Annotated in this window: 23 protein-coding genes; 12 read left to right on the forward strand and 11 right to left on the reverse strand. The window is 63.3% G+C overall.

Annotated elements, in window-relative coordinates:
* Positions 1 to 4 precede the first annotated feature (4 nt).
* The 6 genes from ybeY to trmB all read left to right on the forward strand — a co-directional run bounded on the left by ybeY (position 5) and on the right by trmB (position 6,456).
* Positions 5 to 511, forward strand: coding sequence for an rRNA maturation RNase YbeY (ybeY, locus tag AC070A_RS10950; RefSeq protein ID WP_058329094.1), 507 nt, complete (start codon positions 5 to 7; stop codon positions 509 to 511).
* 12 nt (positions 512 to 523) lie between these two features.
* Positions 524 to 1,693, forward strand: a complete 1,170-nt coding sequence (locus tag AC070A_RS10955; protein WP_057248019.1) for a hemolysin family protein — start codon at positions 524 to 526, stop codon at positions 1,691 to 1,693.
* Positions 1,694 to 1,958: 265 nt separating this feature from the next.
* Positions 1,959 to 3,554: an apolipoprotein N-acyltransferase gene (lnt, locus tag AC070A_RS10960; protein ID WP_057248020.1), complete on the forward strand. Its 1,596-nt coding sequence runs from the start codon at positions 1,959 to 1,961 to the stop codon at positions 3,552 to 3,554.
* Positions 3,555 to 3,699: 145 nt separating this feature from the next.
* Entirely contained in the window at positions 3,700 to 4,119 is a 420-nt protein-coding gene (locus AC070A_RS10965; RefSeq protein WP_057248021.1) for a helix-turn-helix domain-containing protein, read from the forward strand.
* Between the two features lie 200 nt (positions 4,120 to 4,319).
* Positions 4,320 to 5,588: a methionine adenosyltransferase gene (gene metK / locus AC070A_RS10970; RefSeq protein WP_057248022.1), complete on the forward strand. Its 1,269-nt coding sequence runs from the start codon at positions 4,320 to 4,322 to the stop codon at positions 5,586 to 5,588.
* A 169-nt stretch (positions 5,589 to 5,757) separates the two neighbouring features.
* Positions 5,758 to 6,456 (forward strand): tRNA (guanine(46)-N(7))-methyltransferase TrmB, encoded by a 699-nt coding sequence (gene trmB, locus AC070A_RS10975; protein ID WP_057248023.1) that lies wholly within the window; start codon positions 5,758 to 5,760, stop codon positions 6,454 to 6,456.
* Between the two features lie 222 nt (positions 6,457 to 6,678).
* On the opposite strand, the gene AC070A_RS10980 is transcribed toward trmB, so the two are convergent.
* Together AC070A_RS10980 and AC070A_RS10985 are read right to left on the reverse strand one after the other, a co-directional pair.
* Positions 6,679 to 6,936, reverse strand: coding sequence for a BQ00720 family protein (locus AC070A_RS10980; RefSeq protein WP_057248024.1), 258 nt, complete (start codon positions 6,934 to 6,936; stop codon positions 6,679 to 6,681).
* 47 nt (positions 6,937 to 6,983) lie between these two features.
* Positions 6,984 to 7,415, reverse strand: a complete 432-nt coding sequence (locus AC070A_RS10985) for an Hsp20 family protein (protein ID WP_057248025.1) — start codon at positions 7,413 to 7,415, stop codon at positions 6,984 to 6,986.
* A gap of 265 nt (positions 7,416 to 7,680) precedes the next feature.
* Between AC070A_RS10985 and AC070A_RS10990 the strand changes: the two genes are divergently transcribed.
* Positions 7,681 to 8,625, forward strand: a complete 945-nt coding sequence (locus tag AC070A_RS10990) for a nucleoside hydrolase (RefSeq protein ID WP_113479349.1) — start codon at positions 7,681 to 7,683, stop codon at positions 8,623 to 8,625.
* A gap of 74 nt (positions 8,626 to 8,699) precedes the next feature.
* Here the strand turns inward: AC070A_RS10990 and AC070A_RS10995 are convergent, their stop codons facing one another.
* The 3 genes from AC070A_RS10995 to AC070A_RS11005 form a co-directional block, all read right to left on the reverse strand.
* Positions 8,700 to 11,099 carry a methyl-accepting chemotaxis protein gene (locus AC070A_RS10995; RefSeq protein ID WP_057248027.1) on the reverse strand — a complete coding sequence of 800 codons (2,400 nt, stop codon included), beginning with the start codon at positions 11,097 to 11,099 and terminating at the stop codon, positions 8,700 to 8,702.
* Positions 11,100 to 11,488: 389 nt separating this feature from the next.
* Entirely contained in the window at positions 11,489 to 12,388 is a 900-nt protein-coding gene (locus tag AC070A_RS11000; protein ID WP_057248028.1) for a ribokinase, read from the reverse strand.
* A 51-nt stretch (positions 12,389 to 12,439) separates the two neighbouring features.
* On the reverse strand, positions 12,440 to 13,633 hold the full coding sequence (locus AC070A_RS11005) for a DNA recombination protein RmuC (protein WP_057248029.1): 1,194 nt from the start codon (positions 13,631 to 13,633) through the stop codon (positions 12,440 to 12,442).
* 150 nt (positions 13,634 to 13,783) lie between these two features.
* Between AC070A_RS11005 and def the strand changes: the two genes are divergently transcribed.
* The 3 genes from def (at position 13,784) to truA (ending at position 16,168) form a co-directional block, all read left to right on the forward strand.
* Positions 13,784 to 14,308, forward strand: coding sequence for a peptide deformylase (gene def / locus AC070A_RS11010; RefSeq protein ID WP_057248030.1), 525 nt, complete (start codon positions 13,784 to 13,786; stop codon positions 14,306 to 14,308).
* A 181-nt stretch (positions 14,309 to 14,489) separates the two neighbouring features.
* Positions 14,490 to 15,425, forward strand: a complete 936-nt coding sequence (gene fmt, locus AC070A_RS11015; protein WP_113479353.1) for a methionyl-tRNA formyltransferase — start codon at positions 14,490 to 14,492, stop codon at positions 15,423 to 15,425.
* Complete coding sequence (gene truA, locus AC070A_RS11020; RefSeq protein WP_113479354.1) at positions 15,425 to 16,168, forward strand: tRNA pseudouridine(38-40) synthase TruA; 744 nt, start codon at positions 15,425 to 15,427, stop codon at positions 16,166 to 16,168. The genes fmt and truA overlap by 1 nt, the downstream gene beginning before the upstream one ends.
* A 119-nt stretch (positions 16,169 to 16,287) precedes the next feature.
* Here the strand turns inward: truA and AC070A_RS11025 are convergent, their stop codons facing one another.
* The 5 genes from AC070A_RS11025 to AC070A_RS11045 all read right to left on the reverse strand — a co-directional run bounded on the left by AC070A_RS11025 (position 16,288) and on the right by AC070A_RS11045 (position 23,699).
* Positions 16,288 to 16,884 (reverse strand): hypothetical protein, encoded by a 597-nt coding sequence (locus tag AC070A_RS11025; protein ID WP_057248033.1) that lies wholly within the window; start codon positions 16,882 to 16,884, stop codon positions 16,288 to 16,290.
* Positions 16,871 to 18,064 carry a succinyl-diaminopimelate desuccinylase gene (gene dapE, locus AC070A_RS11030; RefSeq protein ID WP_492384467.1) on the reverse strand — a complete coding sequence of 398 codons (1,194 nt, stop codon included), beginning with the start codon at positions 18,062 to 18,064 and terminating at the stop codon, positions 16,871 to 16,873. The genes AC070A_RS11025 and dapE overlap by 14 nt, the downstream gene beginning before the upstream one ends.
* 207 nt (positions 18,065 to 18,271) lie before the next feature.
* Positions 18,272 to 21,457, reverse strand: a complete 3,186-nt coding sequence (locus AC070A_RS11035; RefSeq protein ID WP_057248035.1) for an efflux RND transporter permease subunit — start codon at positions 21,455 to 21,457, stop codon at positions 18,272 to 18,274.
* Between the two features lie 130 nt (positions 21,458 to 21,587).
* A complete protein-coding gene (locus tag AC070A_RS11040) occupies positions 21,588 to 22,790 on the reverse strand; it encodes an efflux RND transporter periplasmic adaptor subunit (RefSeq protein WP_057248036.1) in 1,203 nt (400 codons plus the stop codon).
* A gap of 84 nt (positions 22,791 to 22,874) precedes the next feature.
* Complete coding sequence (locus AC070A_RS11045; protein ID WP_057248037.1) at positions 22,875 to 23,699, reverse strand: alpha/beta hydrolase fold domain-containing protein; 825 nt, start codon at positions 23,697 to 23,699, stop codon at positions 22,875 to 22,877.
* A 140-nt stretch (positions 23,700 to 23,839) separates the two neighbouring features.
* Here AC070A_RS11045 and AC070A_RS11050 point away from each other — a divergent pair, with 140 nt between their 5' ends.
* Positions 23,840 to 24,751, forward strand: coding sequence for a LysR family transcriptional regulator (locus AC070A_RS11050; protein ID WP_057248038.1), 912 nt, complete (start codon positions 23,840 to 23,842; stop codon positions 24,749 to 24,751).
* A 3-nt stretch (positions 24,752 to 24,754) separates the two neighbouring features.
* Here AC070A_RS11050 and AC070A_RS11055 read toward each other — a convergent pair whose 3' ends face one another.
* Positions 24,755 to 25,156, reverse strand: coding sequence for a winged helix-turn-helix transcriptional regulator (locus AC070A_RS11055; protein ID WP_057248039.1), 402 nt, complete (start codon positions 25,154 to 25,156; stop codon positions 24,755 to 24,757).
* An 82-nt stretch (positions 25,157 to 25,238) separates the two neighbouring features.
* On the opposite strand from AC070A_RS11055, the gene AC070A_RS11060 reads away from it, so the two are divergent.
* Positions 25,239 to 25,556, forward strand: a complete 318-nt coding sequence (locus tag AC070A_RS11060; RefSeq protein ID WP_057248250.1) for a DMT family transporter — start codon at positions 25,239 to 25,241, stop codon at positions 25,554 to 25,556.
* Positions 25,557 to 25,596 lie beyond the last annotated feature (40 nt).

Genomic DNA, 25,596 nt, shown 5'->3' on the forward strand with positions numbered 1-25,596 from the left:
GATCATGACGGCATTGGACATCCAGATCAGCGTGGAAGAAGGCAATTGGCCCGAGGAAGAGGCCTTGCTTGCCTTCTCAACGCCCGTGCTCGAAGCGGCTGCAGCCTATCTCGCGGCCGAAGAGAAGCAGCCGCTGCCGCAGATGCCGCCGGAACTTTCCCTTGTCTTCACCGACGACGCTTCCATGCGGGCGATCAACGCCGAATGGCGCAACCAGGACAAGCCGACCAATGTGCTGTCCTTCCCCGCTTTCCCGGTGAAACCGGGTGCGATGCCGGGACCGATGCTGGGTGACATCATCGTCGCCCGCGAGACGCTCGAGCGCGAAGCCGTGGAACTCGAGAAATCCTTCGATGCGCATCTGACGCATCTTCTCGTGCATGGATTCCTGCATCTTTTCGGTTATGATCATATGGAAGATGACGAAGCCGAAAGAATGGAAAGCCTGGAGACTCGCATTTTGGCGCGTCTTGGCTTATCTGACCCCTACGGGGATCGTACCCCGGATTAACAGTTTGGACCGATGAGCGATTACAAAACACAGCCCGTCGCGCTGGCGACCGAGGAGGCAGACGCCTCCGGAGAGGCGGAGGCGGGCAGTAGTAGCACCGCCACTCGACACGAGGGCACGAAATCCACTTCTACCTTCTGGAGCCGGGCCGCGCGCCTGTTGCGCGGCGCAAGTCCATCGAGCCTGCGCGAGGATCTTGCCGACGCGCTTCAGACCGATGCCGACAGCAACACGGCCTTCTCGCCCGGCGAACGGGCGATGCTCAACAACATCCTGCGTTTCCGCGAGATCAGGGTCGAGGACGTCATGGTCCCGCGTGCCGACATCGAAGCAGTCGACCAGAGCATCACCATCGGCGAGCTGATGGTGATCTTCGAGGAGTCCGGCCGCTCGCGCATGCCGGTCTATAACGAAGGGCTCGATGATCCCCGCGGCATGGTGCATATTCGCGACCTGCTTTCCTATGTCACCAAGCAGGCCCGCAACCGGCGCCGCAACGGCAAGGCGCCGGCTGCCGTGACGGTCACGGGCGAAAAGACCGAGAAGACGCCCCGATCGCCGAAGGCGAGCTTCGACCTCTCCCGCGTCGATCTCGGCAAGTCGCTGGAAGAGGCGGGCATCGTCCGCCAGCTCCTGTTCGTGCCGCCTTCGATGCTGGCCTCGGACCTGATGCAGCGCATGCAGGCCGCCCGTATCCAGATGGCGCTCGTCATCGACGAATACGGCGGCACCGACGGTCTCGTTTCGCTCGAAGACATCGTCGAGATGGTCGTTGGCGATATCGAGGACGAGCACGACGATGACGAAGTGATGTTCGCCCGTACCTCGGACGATGTTTTCCTCGCCGACGCTCGCGTCGAGCTGGAAGAGATCGCCGCGGCGATCGGCCCCGATTTTGACGTGCGTGAGCAACTCGAAGACGTCGACACGCTCGGCGGCCTGATCTTCGCCTCGCTTGGCCGCATTCCGGTGCGCGGCGAGGTCGTTCAGGCCATTCCGGGCTTCGAGTTCCAGATCCTCGACGCCGACCCGCGTCGTGTGAAACGCGTTCGCATCATGCGCAAGCGTCCGCCGGCTCGCCGTCGCCCGTTGCGGCCGGAGGGTGAAACCGTTCCGGAGACGGTTATGGTCAATCGTGCCAACGGTGCAGCATCTTCCGAAGCAGCGGCCGACGAGCAATAATCGTTCGGCTCCCGCGCACGTTTCCATGTGCGCGGGGCAGGGTGCGCGGGGCAGATGCCTCTCACCCATCCACTTGACGTCTCCCGGCTTGAACGCGGTTCTCAAGGACCGGCGGCTCGACCCAAGCCGGAGCACATGCCTTCCATATCCAAATCCGCCCCTGAAGGGGACAAGCAGCCGGTTTTTTGGAACACTGGCGCCGATTGATTCGGTTGTTGTTTCGCTCCGGCGCCGCGGCTAGCGGCCGGGATCGACTGGAGGCTGCATGGTAAGACTGGCTGGCAGGGTGATGCTTCTCTCCGGTTTCCCGAGGGCATTGCTCGCGTTCCTTGCGGGGCTTCTCGCGGTTCTGGCGCAACCGCCCTTCGGCATCTTCGCCTTTGCTTTCGTCGCTTTCCCGATCCTCGTCTGGCTGCTCGACGGCGCGACCGGAAATCCGGATGGCGGCATCGTCAGGCGGCTCTGGCCGGCGGCGGCGATCGGCTGGTGGTTCGGCTTCGGCTACTTCCTCGGCGGTCTCTGGTGGCTCGGCAACGCGCTCCTGGTGGAGGCCGACGACTTCGCCTGGGCGTTGCCGCTCGCTGTGGTCGGTCTCCCGGCCTTCCTGGCGCTCTTTTATGCGCTCGCGACGCTGATCGCGCGCCTGTTCTGGTCCGATGGTGTCGGGCGGATCGCGGCGCTTGCTCTGGCCTTTGGCCTTTGCGAATGGCTGCGCAGCTTCCTCTTCAGCGGATTTCCCTGGAATGCCATCGGCTATGCGGCGATGCCGATGCCGCTGATGATGCAGTCTGCAAGCGTCGTCAATCTTGCGACCATCAACGTGCTGGCGGTCTTCGTCTTCGCGGCACCCGCACTCATTGCCACCGGCAGGGGAAGTCGGATTGGTCTCGCGGCCGCACTCGTCCTCCTCACGGCGCATATCGGCTTCGGCTTCTATCGCCTGGCACAGCCAGCCCCCGCTGCGGCCGAGCCGCCGTTGACGGTCCGTCTCGTCCAGCCGGTGATCGATCAGGCGAAAAAGCTCGACGACCGCGAGCGTGCGGCGGTCTTCGAGGAGCATCTTTCGCTCACCACCGCCGCGCCCGAAAACGGCGGCAAGCGCCCGGACATCGTCGTCTGGCCCGAGACCTCGATCCCCTTCATCCTCACCGACAACCCGGACGCCCTGGCGCGCATCGCCGAGGTGCTCGACGACGATCAGATCCTCATCGCCGGTGCGGTACGCGCCGAGGACGCGGGCGCCGGCCTGCCGCCGCGCTACTACAACTCGATCTATGTCATCGATGGCCGCGGTCAGATCATTGGTGCCGCCGACAAGGTGCATCTCGTCCCGTTTGGCGAGTATCTGCCGTTCGAGGAGGTGCTGTCGTCCTGGGGCTTGAGTTCCATCGCCGCCTCCATGCCGGGCGGGTTTTCGGCGGCAAAGAGCCGCTCGCTGCTGACCTTGCCCGGCGGCAGGAAGTTCTATCCGCTGGTCTGCTACGAGGCGATCTTCCCCGACGAGATCGACGGGGCCGCGCGCGGAACGGATGCGCTTCTCAACATCACCAATGATGCCTGGTTCGGCGACACGCCCGGTCCGCGCCAGCATTTCCATCAGGCACAACTGCGCGCCATCGAGACCGGAACCCCCCTGATCCGCGCAGCCAACAGCGGTATATCAGCAATTGTTGATGCACGTGGGGTTTTAATGGTAGGATTGTCCTACAATTATAGGGGAGTGGTCGACACACTTCTGCCGGGAAAGATGCCTACGCCTTTGGACGACGCTATGCGAAGCCGAATCTTCTGGCTGAGTGCACTCTTGCTCCTTCTGGTTGCAGTGTTTTCGCGTGTTGGTTTTAATATTAGGAAGAATTGACCTAAAACCCCTAAAATTGCATAGTGGTCCGCACCATCGTCCTTGTTGCGGCGGCTTTGTCGTATCACCGTGGCGGTCGCCTCGGTGAGCGGTGCTTCATGCCGGGCGGTGGATCAAACGAAACAGCGTGTTTGGGAACGCAGATATGATCGAAAACAAAAAGAAGCCGAACCCGATCGACATTCATGTCGGTAGTCGGATTCGTCTTCGCCGCACGATGCTTGGCATGAGCCAGGAGAAGCTCGGCGAAAGTCTGGGGATCACTTTTCAGCAGATCCAGAAGTATGAGAAGGGCACGAATCGCGTCGGCGCGAGCCGGTTGCAGAACATTTCGGGCATCCTGAATGTTCCGGTTTCCTTCTTCTTCGAAGATGCCCCGGGTGATAGCGGTACCGGTCAGCCCGGCATGGCAGAAGCGTCCAGTTCCAACTACGTTGTCGATTTCCTGTCGTCCTCCGAGGGGCTGCAACTCAACCGCGCTTTCGTCAAGATCACCGATCCGAAGGTTCGCCGCCGGCTTGTCGATCTGGTCAAGGCTCTCGCTGCGGAAGCAGAAAGCGAATAGTTCCAACGTTCCCCGTCGGGACTTGAAAACAAAGCGGCCTTTGTGCCGCTTTTTTCATGCGCGCTTTTCTCCGGGCGCGCCAAAGTGATTGGCCCTGACGGTGATATAAAGATATATTTATGTCGTTGTGCGCTTGTTTTTCGGGCGCAAAACCACTAACACCATGCCAGCGCTTTTTCTTCATTGAGGGGACTTCCCGCATGCGTGCAAACTACCTGTTCACGAGTGAATCTGTAGCCGAAGGTCATCCGGACAAGGTGTGTGACCGTATCTCCGACGAGATCGTGGATCTGGTCTACCGCGAAGCGGCCAAGACCGGTGTCGACCCGTGGGGCGTTCGCATCGCCTGCGAAACCCTGGCGACCACCAACCGCGTCGTCATCGCCGGCGAAGTGCGCCTGCCGCCGAGCCTTCTGAAGAAGGACAAGGACGGCAACGACGTCATCAACCCCTCGAAGTTCAAGTCCGCCGCCCGCAAGGCGATCCGCGAGATCGGCTATGAGCAGGACGGCTTCCACTGGAAGACGGCCAAGATCGACGTGCTTCTGCACTTCCAGTCCGCCCACATCGCTCAGGGCGTCGACAGCGCTGCCGACATGCAGGGCGAAGAGGGTGCCGGCGACCAGGGCATCATGTTCGGCTACGCCTGCCGCGAGACCGCCGAACTTATGCCGGCGCCGATCTACTACTCGCACCGCATCCTCAATCTGCTCGCCGCCGCCCGCAAGAAGGGCGAAGGCGAAGTCGCCAAGCTCGGTCCGGACGCCAAGAGCCAGGTCACCGTGCGCTACGTCGATGGCAAGCCGGCGGAAGTCACCTCGATCGTTCTGTCGACGCAGCATCTCGATGACACCTGGGATTCGGCCAAGGTTCGCTCGGTTGTCGAGCCCTATATCCGCGAAGCGCTCGATGATCTGAAGATCGCCGACGATTGCACCTGGTACATCAACCCGACTGGCAAGTTCGTCATCGGTGGCCCGGACGGCGACGCCGGCCTCACCGGCCGCAAGATCATCGTCGACACCTATGGTGGTGCTGCGCCCCATGGCGGCGGCGCCTTCTCGGGCAAGGACACGACCAAGGTCGACCGTTCGGCTGCCTATGCCGCGCGCTACCTGGCAAAGAACGTCGTAGCCGCCGGTCTTGCCGATCGTTGCACGATCCAGCTCTCCTACGCCATCGGCGTTGCCCAGCCGCTGTCGATCTATGTCGACCTGCACGGTACCGGCAAGGTCTCGGAAGACCAGGTCGAGCAGGCCATCCGCAAGACGATGGACCTGTCGCCGTCTGGCATTCGCCGTCACCTCGACCTCAACAAGCCGATCTACGCCAAGACGTCTGCCTACGGCCACTTCGGCCGCAAGGCTGGCCGCGACGGTTCCTTCTCCTGGGAGAAGCTCGATCTGGTGAAGCCGCTGAAGGCGGCGATCGAGCAGAGCGGTGCCGTCAACGGCCGGGCAGCCGCGTAATCCTGCGATTGGCGTGGCGTGTAACGCCGCGCATTGAAGATAGCGCAGCGGCCTGCTATCAGGCGCTTGCGAAATTCAGGGCGGGCGCTCCGGCAAGGAGCGCCCGCTTCGTTCATTTTGATTTTGGGTCGGCTTGATCGGGGATCAGCGTGACCAAGGGACAAACGACATGACCGAACCGCGCCGTGCCAGAGCAACCGAGGCCTTTTTCGGCCGCCGCAAGGGCAAGCCGCTGCGCGAGCGGCAGGCGGCGCATCTGGAAACCGTGCTGCCGACGCTGAAGCTCGATCTGTCGAGCCCGGCTCCGGCGGAACTGAAGACGTTGTTTCCTCAGGGCGTCGATCGCATCCGGCTGGAAATCGGCTTCGGCGGCGGCGAACATCTGATCCACCGCGCCGCCGAGACGCCTTCGACAGGCTTTATCGGCGTCGAACCCTTCGTCAATTCCATGGCCAAGCTCGTCGGCCACATCGAGGCTCGCGGTGTCAGCAACATCCGCCTTTATGACGACGACGCCACCCAGGTTCTCGACTGGCTGCCGGCCGCTTCCGTCGACCAGATCGACCTGCTCTATCCGGACCCGTGGCCGAAGCGCAAACACTGGAAGCGCCGCTTCGTCTCCAAGGTCAATCTCGACCGCTTTGCGCGCGTGCTGAAGCCGGGCGGGCTTTTCTGCTTCGCCTCGGATATCGACACCTATGTCAATTGGACGCTGTTGCATTGCCGCGATCACGCGGCCTTCGAATGGACGGCGGAGAAGGCAGCCGACTGGCTGACGCCGTACGAGGGGTGGCCGAGCACACGCTACGAGGCCAAGGCACGCCGGGAAGGCCGGAGCTCCGCCTATCTCACTTTCCGCCGAGCCTAGCAATTCCAGAAAAAGTGCGAAGCGGTTTTCCGCCCGGAATTGCGGCACTCCAAAATCAATTCCAGGAAAAGTGCGAAGCGGTTTTCCGTCCGGAATTGTGTCGCTTCACAGTCAATTCCAGGAAAAGTGCGAAGCGGTTTTCCGTCTGGAATTGCGTCGTTCAATGCAGAGCGGCGGCTTCAATTCAGCCCCATAGATCTACCGTCAGCGACGGCAGCCTGATCAATGCAGGGTGACCGTCTTCAGGTCATCCTCGGCGGCCTTGAAGAAGGTGCTGGAACGATTGTCGGTCAGGAGGATCGGCGTGCCGTCGGCGCCGAACAGGGCCCAGAGATCGATGCCCGGTCCCATCTCGGGTGCTTCCGGGAAGCAGCGCGAGACTTCTTCCGAACGCATTTTCCGGATGTAGCCGATTTCGCCTTCGCCGAGATGTGCGAGGTCGTTCTTCGACAGTGACGAGCTGACAGCTTTCAGTCCCATGGTGATACTCCGTGGTCGCCGGCCAGGGGAAAATCCCGCCGGTTATCCTACTCTGGGACTGAAATGTTAATTTTCTTTACCATACGCACCGGTTCGGGACGGACGAGGTCGACGGAGAGCAAGCCGTTGCGCAGCTCGGCGCCGAGAACTTTCATGCCATCGGCGAGAACGAAGGTGCGTTGAAACTGGCGCGCTGCGATACCGCGGTGCAGGTACTCGCGATCGCCGTTGTCGACCTGGCGGCCACGGATGACGAGCTGATTCTCTTCGGTGGTCACTTCGAGGTCTTCTTCGGAAAACCCGGCCACGGCAAGCGTGATTCTGAGCCGCTCGGGTGCGTCAACGGCGGCATCGCCGCGGATCCGCTCGATGTTGTAGGGCGGGTATCCGTCATTGCCCTTGGCGATGCGCTCAAGGGTCTTTTCCATTGTGTCGAAACCCAGCAGAAGCGGGCTCGTAAAGGGCGTAATTCGGCTCATTCTTCAAGTCCTTGCGAGATCAAGCGACCGATGTTCGGACCTGCCCAGCAGCATCCTTGCCGCAATATGGTAGCTGTGCGCAATGAGTGCAAGCCGCTTGCCTCGGACGTGCACGCAAATCATAGTCCGCTCTCGCAGAATCCAAGAGTGGGACGAGGAGGGCGCATGCGACGCTACCCGTATCCGCTCCGGTGCATTGAAATCGATCGCGCCTGGCTTTGGGTCGGGTCGACCCAGCCAAACGTGATCCAGGGAGGACGAGAGAGTGCCCGTGCCCAGAAAGATAATCATAGACACCGATCCCGGGCAGGACGATGCCGCCGCCATCATGCTCGCTTTCGGCAGTCCGGAAGAGATCGACTTGCTCGGCATCACCACGGTCGCCGGCAACGTGCCGCTGACCTTGACGGCCCGCAATGCGCGCATTCTCTGCGAGCTCTGCGACCGGCCGAAGGTTCGGGTTTTTTCCGGCGCCGACAAGCCGATCGCCCGTCCGCTGGTCACCGCCGAGCACGTGCACGGCAAGACCGGCCTCGACGGCCCGACGCTCGATGAGCCCAGGATGAAACTCGAGGAGCAGCACGCGGTCGACTTCATCGTCGAAACGCTGCGCAACGAGGCAGAGGGCTCGGTGACGCTCTGCACGCTGGGACCGCTCACCAACATCGCGCTCGCGCTCCAGAAGGCGCCTGAGATTGCGCCGCGGGTGAAGGAACTGGTGATGATGGGCGGCGGCTTCTTCGAAGGCGGCAACATCACGCCGGCGGCCGAGTTCAACATCTATGTCGATCCGGAAGCCGCCGATTTCGTCTTCCGCTCGGGCATTCCGATCGTGATGATGCCGCTCGACGTCACCCATCGCGTGCTCACCCACAAGGCGCGGGTGCAGAAGATCCGCGACATCGGCAGCCGCCCGGCGATCGCCATGGCCGAGATGCTCGAATTCTTCGAACGCTTCGACATCGAGAAATACGGCACCGATGGCGGCCCGCTGCACGACCCGACGGTCATCGCCTATCTGCTGCGCCCCGAGCTTTTCACCGGTCGGGATTGCAACGTCGAGATCGAAACCAAGTCGCCGCTGACGGCGGGCATGACGGTTGTCGACTGGTGGCAGGTCACCGGCCGGCCGCACAATGCCAAGGTCATGCGCTTCGTCGACGACCAGGGCTTTTTCGATTTGTTGACCGAGCGCCTGTCGCGCATCTGAGCCTACGCTCGATCATCATGCTTCAAACAAAAACGGCGCCCCGAGAGGCGCCGTTTCTTTTCTCGATCTGTTGATCAGAACTCTTCCCAATTGTCCTGGGCAAGCGCGTTGGCGCCCGAGGTCTGGGTGAGCACCCGCTGCGTTGAAGCCGAGTAGCTGCTTCGTGCCGGGCTTGCTGCCGGAGCCGGCCGCGCCTCGCGGGCAGGTGCCGGTGCCGGGCGTTCGGCCGCACGCATGCGTTCGGCGGTGCCACGCAGCATCTCCGACGAGGTAGGCTGGGCCGACGTCGAGGACTGGGCGACGCGGAAGCGGGCAACCAGGGCGTTGAGCGTGCGGGCCTCTTCGTTGAGCGCCATGCCGGCGGCCGTCGTCTCCTCGACCATGGCGGCGTTCTGCTGGGTCACCTGGTCCATCTGGTTGACGGCCGAGTTGATCTCCTTGAGGCCGACGGCCTGCTCGGAGGCCGAGCTCGAGATCTGGCGGATGAGGCCGTTGATCTGCACCACCTGCTCGGCGATCTTTTCGAGCGCGCCGCCCGCCTTGCCGACGAGGTCGACACCTTCGCGCACCTGGCCGGCCGAAGTGTTGATCAGCGTCTTGATCTCCTTGGCGGCATTGGCGGAGCGCTGGGCAAGCTCGCGTACTTCCTGGGCGACGACGGCAAAACCCTTGCCGGCTTCGCCCGCGCGGGCCGCTTCGACGCCGGCGTTGAGCGCCAGAAGGTTGGTCTGGAAGGCGATTTCGTCGATGACGCCGATGATGCGGCTGACCTCGTGCGACGACTGCTCGATGCCCTTCATCGCGGCGATGGCCTTCTGTACCACTTCGCCCGACTGTCCGGCATCGCTGCTGGCCACTTCCACCGACTTCGCGGCGACCTTGGCGTTTTCGGCGCTGGCGTTGACCTGCGAGGTCAGCTCGTCGAGGGCTGCTGCCGTTTCTTCGAGGCTCGCCGCCTGCTGTTCGGTGCGGTGCGACAGGTCGTTGGCGGCGCTGCTGATTTCGCTCGTGCCGTTGCCGATGTTGACGACCGAATGGTTGACGGTGCGGATCGTCGCTTCGAGGCTTTCCATCGTCGCGTTGAAGTCGCGCTTGAGCTGGGCATATTCGCCCGGGAACTCGTCGGTGATGCGGAACGCGAGATCGCCGGACGAGAGATGGGACAGGCCCTTGCCGAGGCGGGCGACGATGTCGCGCTGCAAGGCGCTGCTCTCGGCACGCTCGGTTTCCGACCGGCCGCGTTCGCGCTCGGCCTGTTCGCGCTCATGGCGGGCTTCGCCTTCCAGGCGCTTGGTGTCGGCAAGCTGGTGGCGGAAGCCCTCGAGTGCCTTGGCGACTTCGCCGGTTTCGTCGGAGCGATCCTGGCCGGCGATCGCCTTGGTATAGTCGCCGTGGCTGAGTCCTTTGACGTCGTTCACGAGGGCGGCGAGAGGCTTCTGCACGAAGCCGCGGACGGCGAGATAGAGACCGAGCAGAACGGCGCCGAGCACGACCAGGCCGCCGACGATCATCATGTAGGTCTGGTCCTTGACCGGGGCATTGATCGCGGCGCGCGGCACGTCGACGAGCACGACCCAGCTGGTGTTCACGCCTGAAAGCGCGAAGGGATAGACGAGGCGGTCGAAGGGTTCGTTGCCGTCATAGGAAAGGTTGGAAATGACGCCAGGCTTGCCGGAATCAAGCGCATTCTTGACGATGTCGTTGCCTTCGCCGTCATAGGCTTTGAGCAGCAGTTCCGGGATCGGCGCGACGAGCCACTTGCCGCTCTGCGACAGCAGGTAGACGCGGCCGGTTTCGAACGGCTTCAACTTCGCCAGACCCTCGGCCAGCGAGGCGAGTGAAATGTCGACGCCGGAGACGCCGATCAGCTTGCCGCCTGACATAACGGGATAGGCGATCGAGCTCATCGCGGTCGGAATGTCGGTACCCTCGGCAGTATAGGGCTGGGTGATCGCGCCCTTGCCGCTCTTTGCCGCGAGCGCATACCACTCCGCCGGATAATCGGCCTTGAAGGTGGAGTACTGGATTTCGTTGTTCCGGGTCTTCGACCAGTAGGGCGTGAAGATGCCGAGCTCGTTGCCGCCCAGTTCCTTATTGTTGACGACATCTTCCTGGCGGCCGTCGAAGGCCTTGGGCTCTTCCGCGAACCAGCTGCCGAAGGCGAAGGGGTTCTGCTCGAGGTTCGCCCTCAGGATATTGATCACCCCGGTGCGCTCCATCGACTTTTCCGCATGTGCCCGGCCGAGAACGCCGGCCATCGAGCGGGCAGCGCTCGCAAGCTCGCCGACGTCGCCGGCGATGTCGGAGGCGATCGCGCGGGCTTCACCGTTTGCCTGTTCAAGGACCAGCGTTTCGACGCGATCCTGGGTCTGGGAGATGAGAACGAAATTCGAGGCGAGCAGGACAAGTGCAATCGTGCCGCCTGTCACCGCGATCAGTTTGGTCGCCAGCGATTTGGCTTGGAACTTGAACATGAAATCCTCACGTGCTGGGAGGTCCGCCGGCTCTCGCCTGCGGTGGACGCATTTCGCAATGGGGGTGAACTCCATCATGGAGCGTCAGATGCCGACCGGCATGTTGGAGGCAACCAGATCGCTTCGACCGGCCTTCTCAGGCTCCTGAATAGACTGGAGATTCTTAAAATAGGCCCAACGCGGACGCTGTTTTACCTGTTGCTTTGATAAAATTGCGCGCGGAGTTTTATCTCCGCGACATCGGCTGTCCGGATTGCGCAAGCGGAGATTTTGAGACGGTTGGAAACGCGCGGCGGCAGAGAGCCGGCAAGAAAAATGCGGGCGATCTCCGCCCGCACCAGATGCCCTTTGGCCTATCACGGGTCGGTCCGACCCAAGGTTGTCGCGATCTAGATACGCGACGCCACTTCCGAGGAAAGCGGGATCGAGGGCTGGGCGCCGCTCTTCAGGCAGGCGAGCGAGCCGGCGACGGCTGCACGGCGCAGCGCATCGGGAAAGGCAATGCCGGCGTCGAGGCTGGCGGCAAGATAGCCGCAGAAGGTGTCGCCGGCGCCGACGGTATCGACCGGTTCGATCTTCAGGCCCTTGGCACGCTGGATCTCGCCTTCGTGCACGGCGACGACGCCTTCGGCGCCGAGCGTGACGATGACCGTCTGGCCGGTCTCGGCGTGAAGCGCCTTCATCGCGTCTTCGCGTTCCGCGCTGCTGATGCCGCTCCTGCCGGCAAGCAGCTCGAATTCGGTCTCATTGGCAATGACGATATCGGCCATGCGCCCGAGGCGAGCCGCATCCGCGGTCAACGGCGCGATGTTGATGACAGACCGGACGCCCTTCTGCTTGGCTACATTGAGCGCCTTCTCGACGGAGGCTGCCGGAATTTCGAGCTGCAGCATCAGCGTGTCGCCGGGCTTCATGCCGTCGACGGCTTTCACCGCATCGGCCTCATTGACAGTCGCATTGGCACTGGCGACGACGACGATGACGTTTTCGCCGTCACCGCCGACCAAGATATGCGCGGTGCCGGTTGGCTCTTCCACCGTCTTGGTCAGGGAGAGGTCGGTGCCAGCACCCTTCAGCAGTTCCAGCGCGCCATCGGCAAAACTGTCCTTGCCCACAGCACCAGCCATCTTAACTGTCGCTCCCGCACGTCGCGCGGCAAGCGCCTGGTTTGCGCCCTTGCCGCCGGCGGCGGTCGAAAAACCAGTTCCGGCAACGGTCTCGCCCGGCTTCGGAAGGCGTGCGGTCGTGGCGATCAGGTCCATGTTGATGGACCCAAAAACAGTGATCATGTGAAAATTTCCCGTCGGATTGCAAAGTGGGCCGGAGAGTGCCCGACAGCCTCAGTCCTCGTCAACCACCCGCAGGCGCAATTGCCCGACGCGGTTGTCGACGGCGGCACGCGGATCGCTTGCTTCTTGCGTCCCGCCTTCGGCTTGAAGTTCGAGCGCCTCGATCTTGGCGCCGCGCCGCGTGAGCTTGCTGGACGAAATCAGAATATCCTCGACGTCCTTCTGGCTCATGGCGAAATGGCCCTGAAGCTTGCGCACGCGCTCGTCGAGACGGCTGAGGTCCTCCATCAGCCTGGCTACTTCACCCTGGATCAGATGCGCCTGCTCGCGCATGCGCGCATCCTTGAGGATCGCCTGGATCACCTGGATCGACAAGAGCAGCAGCGACGGCGAGACGATGACGATCCGCTGGCGATGCGCCTTCTGCACGATCGCTTCGAAATGCTCGTGGATTTCGGCGAAGATCGATTCCGATGGCACGAAGAGGAAGGCGGTGTCCTGTGTCTCTCCGGGGATCAGGTATTTGCTGGCGATATCGCGCACATGGGTTTCCATGTCGCGGCGGAAGAGTTGCGCGATCTGTTGGCGGCGTTCCGCATTCGGGGCATCCCGCATCGCGTTCCAGGCTTCCAGCGGAAATTTCGCGTCGATGACGAGCGCCGGCTGGCCGTTCGGCATGCGGATGGTGCAGTCGGGTCGTGCGCCGTTCGACAGCGTCGTCTGAAATTCAAAGGCGCCCATCGGCAGCCCATCGGCGATGATCGCCTCCATGCGTGACTGGCCGAAGGCGCCGCGCGTCTGCTTGTTTGAAAGGATCGCCTGCAACCCGGCCATGTCCTTGGCCAGCGACTGGATGTTGTTCTGGGCATTGTCGATGACCGCCAGGCGCTCCTGCAGCCGCCTGAGGTTTTCGTGCGTCGCCTTGGTCTGTTCGGTGATCGAAGTGCCGATCCGATGGGTCATGCCGTCGATGCGCTGGCTGAGGGACTGGTTGAGTTCGGCCTGCCGGGCGCCGAACACCTCGGCCATGGCGGCAACCCGCCCCTGCATCTCCGTCTGGGCGGCAAGCAGCATCGCCATCTGTTCCTGCCGCTCCTCGTCGCGGGTATCCCGCCGCCGCGAGAGCGCCATCAGCAGCGCGACTACCACTATCAGGCCGCCGGCGATGGCGAGATGGCCCAGCGTGACCGGCAGAGTGCCGATGAAAAACAATGGCTGGGAAAGGTCGATGGGCGCTGGTTCCATGGTGTAAGCCTAACAGATTCGCGGATGTTTTATAGATCAAAACATGAACATCTGTACCGTGCGGTTAACGCGAGGCCATGGGAAACGGCCGCTGAGGGTGGCAAGGCAATTTTCTTGCACGCCGGTGGAAAGATCGGCTATGGGAGCAGCATGACGATCAAGCCGCTTATCATCCTTCCCGATCCTGTGCTTCGCCAGGTTTCCACGCCGATCGAAACCATCGACGCGGACATCCGCCGTCTGGCCGACGATATGCTCGAAACCATGTATGACGCGCCCGGCATCGGCCTTGCCGCGATCCAGATCGGCGTTGCCAAACGCATGCTGGTGCTCGACGTTTCGAAAGAAGGCGACGACAAGACCCCGCTCGTCTTCATCAATCCCGAGATCGTTGCTTCGTCCGATGAGCGTTCGATCTACGAGGAAGGCTGCCTGTCGATCCCGGACTATTACGCCGAGGTCGAGCGCCCCGCGGCGATCACCGTCAAGCATCTCGACCGTGACGGCAAGGAACAGATGATCGAGGCCGATGGCCTGCTCGCCACCTGCCTGCAGCATGAGATCGATCACCTGAACGGCGTGCTGTTCATCGATCACATCTCCAAGCTCAAGCGCGACATGGTGATCCGCAAGTTCACCAAGGCCGCCAAGACGCGCGGTGCGAAGGCGATCTGACGCCGACCACGCAAGCGGTCGCGAACAGATCGCGCGATGGCACGATTTGAGGGCGGGGATCCACTGAGCAATCCCAGGAAAGCGTGAAACGGTTTTCCGCCCGGGGTTGTCCTGTTTCAGAGAATGAGATCATTTCGCTGTTTCCCCGCATGAAGTGATCTGAAAGGACGGAGTTACCGCCTTGTCACTTCGCATCATCTTCATGGGTACGCCGGAGTTTTCGGTGCCGACGCTGGCGGCGCTTGCCGAGGCTGGCCACCAGATTGTTGCCGCCTATACGCAGCCGCCGCGGCCGGGCGGCCGACGCGGGCTCGATCTGCAGAAGTCGCCGGTGCACCAGGCGGCCGAGCTGCTCGGCATCCCCGTGCTGACGCCGGTCAACTTCAAGGACGAGCCGGATCGCCAGACCTTCCGCGACTTCGACGCCGATGTCGCCGTCGTCGTCGCCTATGGCCTGCTTCTGCCCGAGGCGATCCTCACCGGCACCAAATACGGCTGCTACAACGGCCATGCTTCGCTGCTGCCGCGCTGGCGGGGTGCTGCCCCCATCCAGCGCGCCATCATGGCCGGCGATCATGAGACCGGCATGATGGTGATGAAGATGGACAAGGGGCTCGATACCGGCCCCGTCGCCCTCACCAAGGCCGTCCAGATCGGCGAGACGATGACGGCGGGCGAATTGCACGACCGGCTGATGCAGGTCGGTGCGACGCTGATGAAAGAGGCGATGGCCAAGCTTGCGGCCGGCGATCTGCCGCTGACCGCGCAGCCCGACGAGGGCGTCGTCTATGCGGCGAAGATCAGCAAGGCGGAAACCCGCATCGACTTTGCCCGCAGCGCTCGCGAGGTGCATGATCATATTCGCGGCCTGTCGCCATTCCCGGGTGCGTGGTTCGAGCTCGAAATCGCCGGCAAGCCGGAACGTATCAAGGTTCTGAATTCCGAGCCGGCATCGGGTGCCGGCGAGCCCGGCACGGCGCTTGACGACAATCTCACGATTGCCTGCGCCGAGGGTGCGGTTCGGCTCACGCGCCTGCAGCGCGCCGGCGGCAAGGCGCTCGGCGCCGCCGACTTCCTGCGCGGAACGCCGGTCGCGTCCGGCACGAGGGTCGGCTGATGCCGCGGTTCAAGCTGACCGTCGAATATGACGGCTCCGACTATGTCGGCTGGCAGCGGCAGGACAACGGCCAATCCGTGCAAGGGGCGATCGAAAAGGCGGTGCTGTCCTTGACCGGCGAGACCGTTTCGATCCGCGGCGCCGGCCGCACCGATTCCGGCGTGCATGCCAGTGGCCAGGTCATGCATGTCGATCTGACGCGCCCGTGGAAGCCCTATACGCTGCGCAACGCGCTGAACGCGCATCTGGGGCTTGCGGGTGAGCGTGTGGCGATCCTCGAAGCCGAGGAAACGTCGCCGGAGTTCGACGCGCGTTTCTCGGCGCTGCGCCGGCACTATCTCTACCGCATCATTTCCCGGCCGGCGCCGCTGGCGCTAGAAGCCAGGCGCGCCTGGTGGGTGCCAAAGCCGCTCGACCACGCGGCGATGCACGAAGGCGCGCAACGTCTAGTCGGCCACCATGACTTCACCACGTTCCGCTCCGCCCATTGCCAGGCAACGAGCCCGGTGCGCACCCTCGATCGGCTGGATGTCGCGCTCGTCGCCGGTGTCATCGAAATCCGCGCCACGGCGCAGAGCTTCCTGCACAACCAGATCCGCTCCTTTGCCGGTTCGTTGAAGCTGGTGGGCGAGGGGAAGTGGACGCCGGACGACCTGCAGGCCGCACTCGAAGCGCACGATCGCAAGGCCTGTGGCCCCGTGGCCCCGCCCGACGGGCTCTATTTCCTGCAAGTGGATTATTGATCGCCGGCTGATCCCGGGCTCCAAGCGTGTCTCGATCTTCAGATTCGCTCGCGCTTTGAGTCCTTGAAATTCCGCATGTCGTTATCGCAAAACCGCTGCGCACTTTTGCGCGACATGCGCTAGCCCGGGATCAGGCCGAAGAAGCGCTGCAGGAGATCACCGATCATCATCGACGGCAGCAGGAAGAGCGCCGTCAGCGCCGAGGCAAGCAGGGTCTGGCTGCCGGTAATCATGCGCAGGAGCCGGAAAAGCACCGCGACGCTGACGACGAGCAGCGCCAGCCAGATCAGGCTCGTCAGGCCCTGGCTTCCCGGAATGATCAGGCGGATGGCGGCGGGAATGGCCATCGCATAGGAAAGCGGGACGGAGAGCCAGTTGGTGGTGACGACGATGGGCACCACGGCCCCGGCAAAGCCGAGCGGGCGCGACAGAGTGGCGATCAGCACCAGCGGCAGCAGCCAACTGACGAGATCGACGACCAGAAGCTTGAAGATGAAACCGATGCCGATGGTCGTTCCGGCAGGCATCGCCGAGAGATAATAGAACCGCCAGGACGCCCATGTGACGGCGATCGCCGGCAGGCACCAGAGCATGGAGGTGAAGGAGCGCCAGAGGCCGCTCTCACTGAAATCCAGCCAGCGGAATCCCTCCTCTTTGCCCTGCGCCAAGAGCCAGAGGCCCTTGATATAGGCAAGCACCTCATCAAGCAGCGGCATGGCCGAACCAGCTGAAAATGAAGGTTTCATAGATATTCGTCAGCGTCTCGAGGTCGGCGACGGCGACGCGCTCGTCGACCATATGCATGGTCTGGCCGACCAGACCGAATTCGACCACCGGGCAATAGTCCTTGATGAAGCGCGCATCCGAAGTGCCACCCGTGGTCGACAGCTTCGGCTGCCGGCCGGTGACAGCCTCGACCGCGCCCGAAAGAGAATCGATCAGCGCATTGTTGCGCGTCAGGAACACGTGGCTCGGGCGCTCGGCCCAGGTGATCTCGTAGCGGACGGGCGCGCGGTCCGGGCGCAGGCTGCCGGCGGCTGCGGCACGGTCGAGCCGCGCGACGATCTCCGCCATCAGGCTTTCCGCCGTCCAGGTGTCGTTGAAGCGGATGTTGAAGGCGGCACTCGCCTTGGCCGGAATGACGTTGACGGCGCCATTGCCGACATCGATCGTCGTCACCTCAAGGTTCGATGCCTGGAAACTCTCGGTGCCGTTGTCGAAGGGCGGATCCATCAGCGCCTGGGTCAGTTGCAGGATGCCGCGCACCGGATTGTCGGCAAGGTGCGGATAGGCGGCATGGCCCTGCACGCCATTGACGGTGATGCGGCCGGAGAGCGAGCCGCGCCGGCCGATCTTGATCATGTCGCCGAGATGGTCCGGATTGGTCGGTTCGCCGACGAGGCAGGCGTCCCAGCGCTCGCCCTTGTCGGCCGCCCATTGCAAGAGCTTGGTGGTGCCATTGATTGCCAGCCCCTCTTCGTCACCGGTGATGAGGAAGGAAACCGAGCCTTTCGGGAGCCCATGTTTTTCGATGTGGCGGGCGATCGCCGCCACGAAGCAGGCGATGCCGCCCTTCATGTCGACGGCGCCGCGGCCGTACATCTCATCACCGGCGATGTCGGCCGAGAACGGGCCGTGGCTCCATGCGGCTTCGTCGCCGACGGGCACGACGTCGGTGTGGCCGGCGAACATCAGGTGCGGGCCTTCCGTTCCGAGCCGGGCATAGAGGTTCTCGATATCGGGCGTGCCGACGTCCTTCGCCACCACGCGATCGACCGCAAAGCCGAGCGGCTTCAGCATCGCCTCAAGGGCGGAAAGCGCTCCGCCTTCGGCTGGGGTGACAGAGGGGCAGCGAATGAGGGTGGCGAGATTGGCGATCGGATCGGTGGGGGTCATCTAACGCTATGCCGTCTGCTTGGCCGCTGGGGCCAATGGAATGGAGGCTGCTGGTTTATCCGATCGCCAGCGAACTGTCACGCGGGATGGGGAACTGTCACGCGGGGATGCAATGCGGCGCCGCGCCTGGGCGGAGGCGCGACGCCGCAGCGTCAGCGGGCCGGGATGGATCCGGCCCGCGTGAAGAGTGTAACGGGTAGAAGGGCCCTATTCTCCGGGTGCGAGATGCGGCGCTTCGATATGGGCTCCGGCGTGCTTCAGAGGCCGCTCGCCGGTAAGCTTGCGGATCAGCACGTAGAAGACCGGCGTCATGAAGATGCCGAAGGCGGTGACGCCGATCATGCCGGCAAAGACCGCGACACCCATGGCCGAGCGCATTTCCGCACCGGCCCCCGTGGACGTGACCAGCGGCACGACGCCCATGATGAAGGCCATCGAGGTCATCAGGATCGGACGAAGACGCAGCCGGCTCGCCTCGATCGCGGCCTTGACCGGGGTGCTGCCCGACAGTTCGAGTTCGCGGGCGAACTCGACGATCAGGATGGCGTTCTTCGCCGAAAGGCCGACCAGCACGATCAGGCCGATCTGGGTGAAGACGTTGTTGTCGCCTCCCGTCAGCCAGACGCCCACCAGCGCCGCCATGATGCCCATTGGTACGATCAGGATGATCGAGATCGGTAGCGTCAAGCTTTCATACTGGGCCGCAAGCACGAGATAGACCAGCAGCAGTGCCAGCGGGAAGACCAGGATACCGGAATTGCCGGCCAGGATCTGCTGGTAGGTGAGATCGGTCCACTCGTAGCCGATGCCGGGCGGCAGGGTTTCGGCGGCGATCTTCTCGATGGCTGCCTGCGCCTGGCCGGACGAGAACCCCGGAGCCGGGCCGCCGTTGATGTCGGCCGACAGGAAGCCGTTATAGCGGATCGCCCGTTCGGCGCCGACGGTCTGCTCGACCTTCAACAGTGCCGACAGCGGGATCATCTCGCCGGTCTGCGAACGCACCTTCAGCTTGCCGATGTCGTCGGCATGGCTGCGGTAGTTGGCATCCGCCTGGATGCGCACGCTGTAGGTGCGGCCGAAGGCGTTGAAGTCGTTGACATAGAGCGAGCCCAGGTAGATCTGCAGCGTCTCGAAGACGTCGGTGACCGCCACGCCGAGCTGGCGCGCCTTGACACGGTCGAGGTCGGCATAGAGCTGCGGCACGTTGATCTGGAAGCTCGAATAGAGCCCGGCCAGCTCAGGCGTCTGATAGGCCTTAGCAAGGAACGCCTTGGTCGCCTCGTCGAGCGCCTGGTAGCCGAGGCCATTCTTGTCCTCGAGCTGCAGCTTGAAACCGCCTGTTGTGCCGAGGCCCTGCACGGGCGGCGGCGGGAACATGGCGATGAAGGCATCCTGGATCGCGCCGAATTCCTGGTTGAGCTGCATGGCGATCGCACCGCCGGACAGTTCGGGCGTCTTGCGTTCCTCGAAGGGTTTCAGGGCGACGAAGACGATGCCGGAGTTCGACGAGTTGGTGAAGCCGTTGATCGACAGGCCCGGGAAGGCGATGGCGTTCTTGACGCCCGGATGCTTGAGCGCAATCTCGCTCATGCGCTTGATCACGTCTTCCGAGCGGTCGAGCGTTGCCCCATCCGGAAGCTGGGCGAAGCCGATCAGATACTGCTTGTCCTGGGCCGGCACGAAGCCGCCGGGGATGGCGCGGAACAGCGTGAAGGTGACGCCGAGCAACAGGACATAGACGACCATGATCAGCGACTTGCGCGTCAGGATCCGGCCGACGCCGCGGCCATAGGCCCCCGAGCTTGCCCCGAAGAAGCGGTTGAAGCCGCGGAAGAACCACCCGAAGGCCTTGTCCATCGCCCGCGTCAGCCAATCCTTCGGCGCGTGATGGTCCTTCAAGAGAAGGGCGGCCAGCGCCGGAGACAGCGTCAGCGAGTTGAGAGCAGAGATGACAGTCGAGATCGCGATCGTCAGCGCGAACTGGCGATAGAACTGGCCGGTGAGGCCGGTGATGAAGGCAAGCGGCACGAAGACGGCGACGAGCACCAGCGCAATCGCGATGATCGGGCCGGAGACCTCCTGCATGGCGCGATAGGTCGCCTGAACCGGCGACAGGCCCTGCTCGATGTTGCGTTCGACGTTTTCCACCACCACGATCGCGTCGTCGACGACGATGCCGATTGCAAGCACCAGGCCGAAGAGGCTGAGCGCGTTGATCGAGAAGCCGAAGACATACATCACCGCGAAGGTGCCGACGATCGAGACCGGCACGGCGACGAGCGGGATGATCGAGGCGCGCCAGGTCTGCAGGAAGATGATGACGACAAGTACCACGAGCGCGATCGCTTCGAGCAGGGTATGGATAACCGACTCGATCGAGGCGCGCACGAATTGGGTCGTATCGTAGACGATCTCGTAGTCGACGCCTTCGGGCATGGTGAGCTTCAGCTCGGCCATGGCCTTGTGCACGTTTTCGGAGATCTGGATCGCGTTCGAGCCCGGGGCCTGGAAAATGCCCATGCCGACCGCTGGCTTGTTGTCGAGCAGCGAGCGCAGCGAGTAGTCGGCAGCGCCCATCTCGACGCGGGCGACGTCGCCAAGGCGGGTCACTTCGCCCTCGGCGCCGGATTTGACGACGATGTTGGCGAAATCCTCAGGCGTCTGCAGACGGCCTTGAGCGTTGACGGAAAGCTGCAGGTCGAGGCCGGGCACGGAGGGCGAGGCGCCGATGACGCCGGCGGCCGCCTGGACGTTCTGACCGCGCACCGCATTGGCGATGTCGCTTGCGGCAAGACCGCGCTCGGCGGCCTTCTGCGGGTCGATCCAGACGCGCATCGAATAGTCGCCGCCGCCGAAGATCTGCACCTGGCCGACGCCGTCGATGCGGGCCAGCCGATCCTTGACGTTCAGCACACCGTAGTTGCGCAGATAGTTGATGTCATATTGCCCGTTCGGCGAGATCAGGTGCACGACCAGCGTCAGGTCTGGCGAGCTCTTGACGGTGGTGACGCCGAGGCGGCGCACTTCCTCAGGCAACCGCGGCTCGGCCTGCGAGACGCGGTTCTGCACGAGCTGCTGGGCCTGATCGGGATCGGTGCCGAGTTCGAAGGTGACCGTCAGAGTCATCAGGCCGTCGGCGGTCGCCTGGCTCTGCATGTAGAGCATGCCTTCGACGCCGTTGATCTGTTCTTCGAGCGGTGTCGCCACCGTCTCGGCGATAACGGCTGGGTTGGCGCCCGGATACTGCGCGCGCACGACGATCTGCGGCGGCACGACTTCGGGATATTCGGAGATCGGCAGACCGGTCATGCCGATCAGGCCGGCCACGAAGATCAGGACCGAAAGAACGCCCGCGAAGACCGGGCGGTCGACGAAGAAGCGTGAGAAATTCATGGTATCCCCCTTGGGACGAGTTCGCGCAGACGGCGGGTGTCCCGCGGCGAAAGGTGTCGCCGCGCGGCGCTGTCTGCTGAGTGATGCCTAGGCCGGCCGCCTCTTCACACCAGGCGAAGAGGCACCTGGATTACTTGGCGATCGAGGCAGTCGTTTCCTCGACCTGCTGCGGCGCCACGACAACGCCGGGGCGAACCCGCTGCAGGCCGTTGACGACGATGTTCTCGCCAGACTTCAGGCCGCTTTCGACGATCCGCAGACCATCGGAATTCGGCCCGAGTTTCACCTGGCGATACTCGACCTTGTTGTCGGTGCCGACGACGAAGACGAACTTCTTGTCCTGGTCGGAGCCGATGGCGCGGTCGCTGATAACGAGCTTTTCCTCGGGATCCGGCTCGCCGATGCGGATGCGGACGAACTGGCCAGAGATCAGCTTGCCGTCGGCGTTTTCGAGCGCTGCACGCACCCGGATCGTGCCGGTTGCCGCATCCACCTCGTTGTTGATGAGCTGGATATGGCCCGTGATCGGCGTGCCCTCGTCCGCGGCGGTGCCGACCTGGACCGGAAGGCGCTCGATCGCGTCGCCGCCTGCCGAGGAGGCAAGTTTGGCGAGTGCGGTCGTGACCACCTCTTCGCTGGCGTTGAAGCTCGCATAGATCGGATCGACCGAGACGAGTGTCGTCAGCACCGGCGAGGCAGAGCCTGCGGCGACCAGGTTGCCGGCGGTGACGTCGAGCCGGCCGACGCGGCCGGAAATCGGCGCCCGCACCTCCGTATATTGCAGGTCGAGTTCGGCGGTGCGCAGCGCCGCCTTGGCCGAGCGCACTTCGGCTTGAGCTTCGTCATAGGCGCTGGAGCGCTGGTCGACGCTGCTCTGCGGCACGGCGCTGGTGGTCACCAGCTTGCGGCCGCGCTCGAGTTCGATCTTGGCAAGCGCGACGCGCGCTTCGGCTGCCTCGACCTGGGCCTTCGCCCGTTCGACGGCCGCGGCATAGGGCTCGGGATCGATCGTTACCAAGAGATCGCCCTGCTTGACGAGCGCGCCTTCGCGGAAATGCCCCTTGAGAATGGCGCCGCCGACGCGCGGGCGAACCTCGACGCGCTCGATCGCTTCGAGCCGGCCGGAGAATTCCTCCCAGGTGGTGATACGCTTGGACTGCGCCCGCGACACCGAGACCGGCACGGCCGGAGGTGGCGCCGCGGCGGTCTCGGTTGCAGCGTCGGCCTCGAAATGCTGCGGCAGGCCGAGCATGACGGCACCACCGCCGGCGACAGACAAAAGGATACTCAGGCCGGCGCCCCAGAGGGCCCGACGGGTCACTATCGATGTCATCTTTTCTCTCCTTGCCGGTTGGGAGCCGGCGCGTTGCTTTCGATGTCAGACAAGGTGAAGGGGCTGGGTGACCGCCGCTCTCGTCTAACGCACCGTCATTTCCGCCGGCTTCGCCCCCGTCTTCTGGAAGAATCGGGAGAAGATGCCGGTAATTTCTTCCTGCTGTGCCGCCCAGTTTTCCTTGGCGACCGTATTCTGCGGCAGCCATCCGGCTCGTCCCGGCAGGACGTGAGATTCAACCGACACGCCGGCCTGACGCAGGCGTTTGGCGTAGGCTTCGGTTTCGTCGCGCATCGGACACTCCTCGCTGGTCAGGATCAGCGAAGGCACGAGGCCGGCGAGCCGCGTGCAGTGGGCCGGCGCGGCGTAAGGATGCGTGAAGCCGCCGCTTTGCCCGAGGTAGCGCTGCCAGCCGTCGGCGATCGATTGCGCCGAGGACTGCGGACAGTATTGCCGGAACGATTCCGTCGCCAGGCAAGGGTCGAGCATCGGCGACAAAAGAATCTGACCCTTGAGGTCGGTCAGATACTGGTCACGCGCCATCAGCGCGGCGCCGGCGGCAACATTGCCGCCCGCCTCTTCGCCGGCCACGAACAGCGACGATTTCTTGTGCGCGAACTGTGGGCAGCGCGAGCGCATCGACGACAGCATGGCGTAGGCGACATCGAGCGCCGCGGGAAACGGATTGAGGCAAGCTGTGGAATATTCCGGCGAGATCACCACCGCTCCAGCCGCCGCAAGCGCCTCGGCGACGCGCTCACCGGCGGCGATCGTTCCGCCCATGAAGGAGCCGCCATGCAGGTGCAGCACGATCGGCGGCGGATTGAGCAAAGCTTCGCCGCGGTAGACGCGTGCCGCGCAGCAGCCTTGGCCGGTCTGCATCGTCTCCACCTTGAACAGTTCGCCCATCTCTCTTGCCTTCGGCCCGAGCTCAACCCACATGTGGCGACAACACGCCACGGTAGGAGAATAACATTGTCTTCTGTCTGGAATAGTCTTTTCAAACTGACTACACTATTCGTATTCTCGAACAATTATGGCTCTTGAAAATGGACCAGCTCACGGCCATGCGTGCGTTCCTCCGGGTCGTCGAAACCGGAAACTTTACCCGCGCCTCCGCTTCGCTGAATATGCCCAAGGCGACCCTCACCAATCTCATTCAGGGGTTGGAAGCGCATCTGCGCACAAAACTTTTGAACCGCACCACCCGCCGGGTGCTGGTGACGCCGGATGGCGCGCTCTACTACGAGCGGGCCGCTCGGTTGCTGACCGATCTCGATGAACTCGACGGCAGCCTGTCGAGCGCCCAGAGTTTGCCGAAGGGGCGATTGCGTGTCGAGACGGCGGGCGCCTTTGCCAATCTGATCATCGTTCCAGCGCTTCCTGAGTTCAATCGGAAGTATCCGGACATCCAGATCGACCTCGGCGTTTCCGATCGCACCGTCGACTATCTCGCGGAGAACGTCGATTGCGCCATCCGTGGCGGCGCACTGACGGATCAGTCGCTGATCGCCCGACGCATTACAGAGATGAAATTCGTCACCTGCGCCTCGCCGGAATATCTCAAGCGGCACGCAATGCCGCAGCATCCTTCCGATCTCGCGAAGAATTGCTCCGTTGTCGGCTATTTCATGCCGAAGACCGGCCAGCCGATGCCCTACCAGTTCCGCCGCGGCAACGAAGAGATGGAGGTCCAGGGTCGTTACAGCGTCGCGGCAAACGAGGCGACGACCTATCTTGCTGCCGCGCGCGCCGGATTGGGTGTCATCCAGGTGCCGCTCTTCATGGTCCGCGACGATCTGCGGGCCGGCACCATGGTTCCGGTGCTCAGCGACTGGCAGATCGATCCGGAGCCGGTCTATCTTGTCTATCCGCCGAACCGCCACTTGAGCAGTCGCCTGCGCGTCTTTGCCGACTGGGTGGTGAAGGTGGTCGCCCAGTCGCAACTCGACGCGGAGTGAGCCTCACTTGTCTCGTTCGGCGTCGTAGCGCTCGCGGGCCACATCCAGCGCGCCGAAATGCGTCTCGGCCCAACGATCGAGCACCAGCAAGGTTTCGCTGAGTGAGCGGCCGATCGGGCTCAAGCTGTATTCCACATGCGGCGGCACGGTCTTCTTGTCCTCGCGGACAACCAGGCCGTTGCGCTCCAGCTCCTTCAGCGTCTGCGTCAGCATCTTCTGCGAGATGTCGCCGAGCCGGCGCATCAGCGCGGCATTGCGCATCGGCCCACCTTCGAGCGCCGAGATAATGAGCATCGGCCATTTGCCGGCGATCAGCTCCAGCGCGTGGCGTGACGAGCAGGTTGGATCGAACACGTCAGGGATCGAGGCTGCGGGCGCTTTCGCCGGGCTTTCCGGATTTTCCATAGTTACCAAAAGGTGCGTAATTGTTATTTGGTGCCTACTCTACCAGATTGTGAACCATGTGAGAATTCCGATGGAGACGAACATGGCATGGATCATTCTGATAGCGGCGAGCCTCGTCGAGATCGTCATGGGGCTGGCGCTGAAATACGCCGAGGGCTGGACGAAACTGGTGCCTAGCGCGATCGGCATCGCGGCAGCGCTCGGCAGCGTCTATCTCCTGACGATCGCCATGCGAGACCTGCCGGCAGGCACAGCCTACGCCGCCTGGACCGGCATCGGCTCGGTCGGCATCACTGTGCTCGGCATCGTGCTCTTCGGCGACCCGATCTCCTGGATGCGCATCACCTGCATCGCGATGATCATCGTCGCCGTCGCCGGCCTTCGCTTCCTGGAAGCCTGAGACCACATCGTTCGCAACCCTGCTCACGAAAAAAGCGCCG

This window comes from Ensifer sp. GW101-20A05, assembly GCF_059424735.1.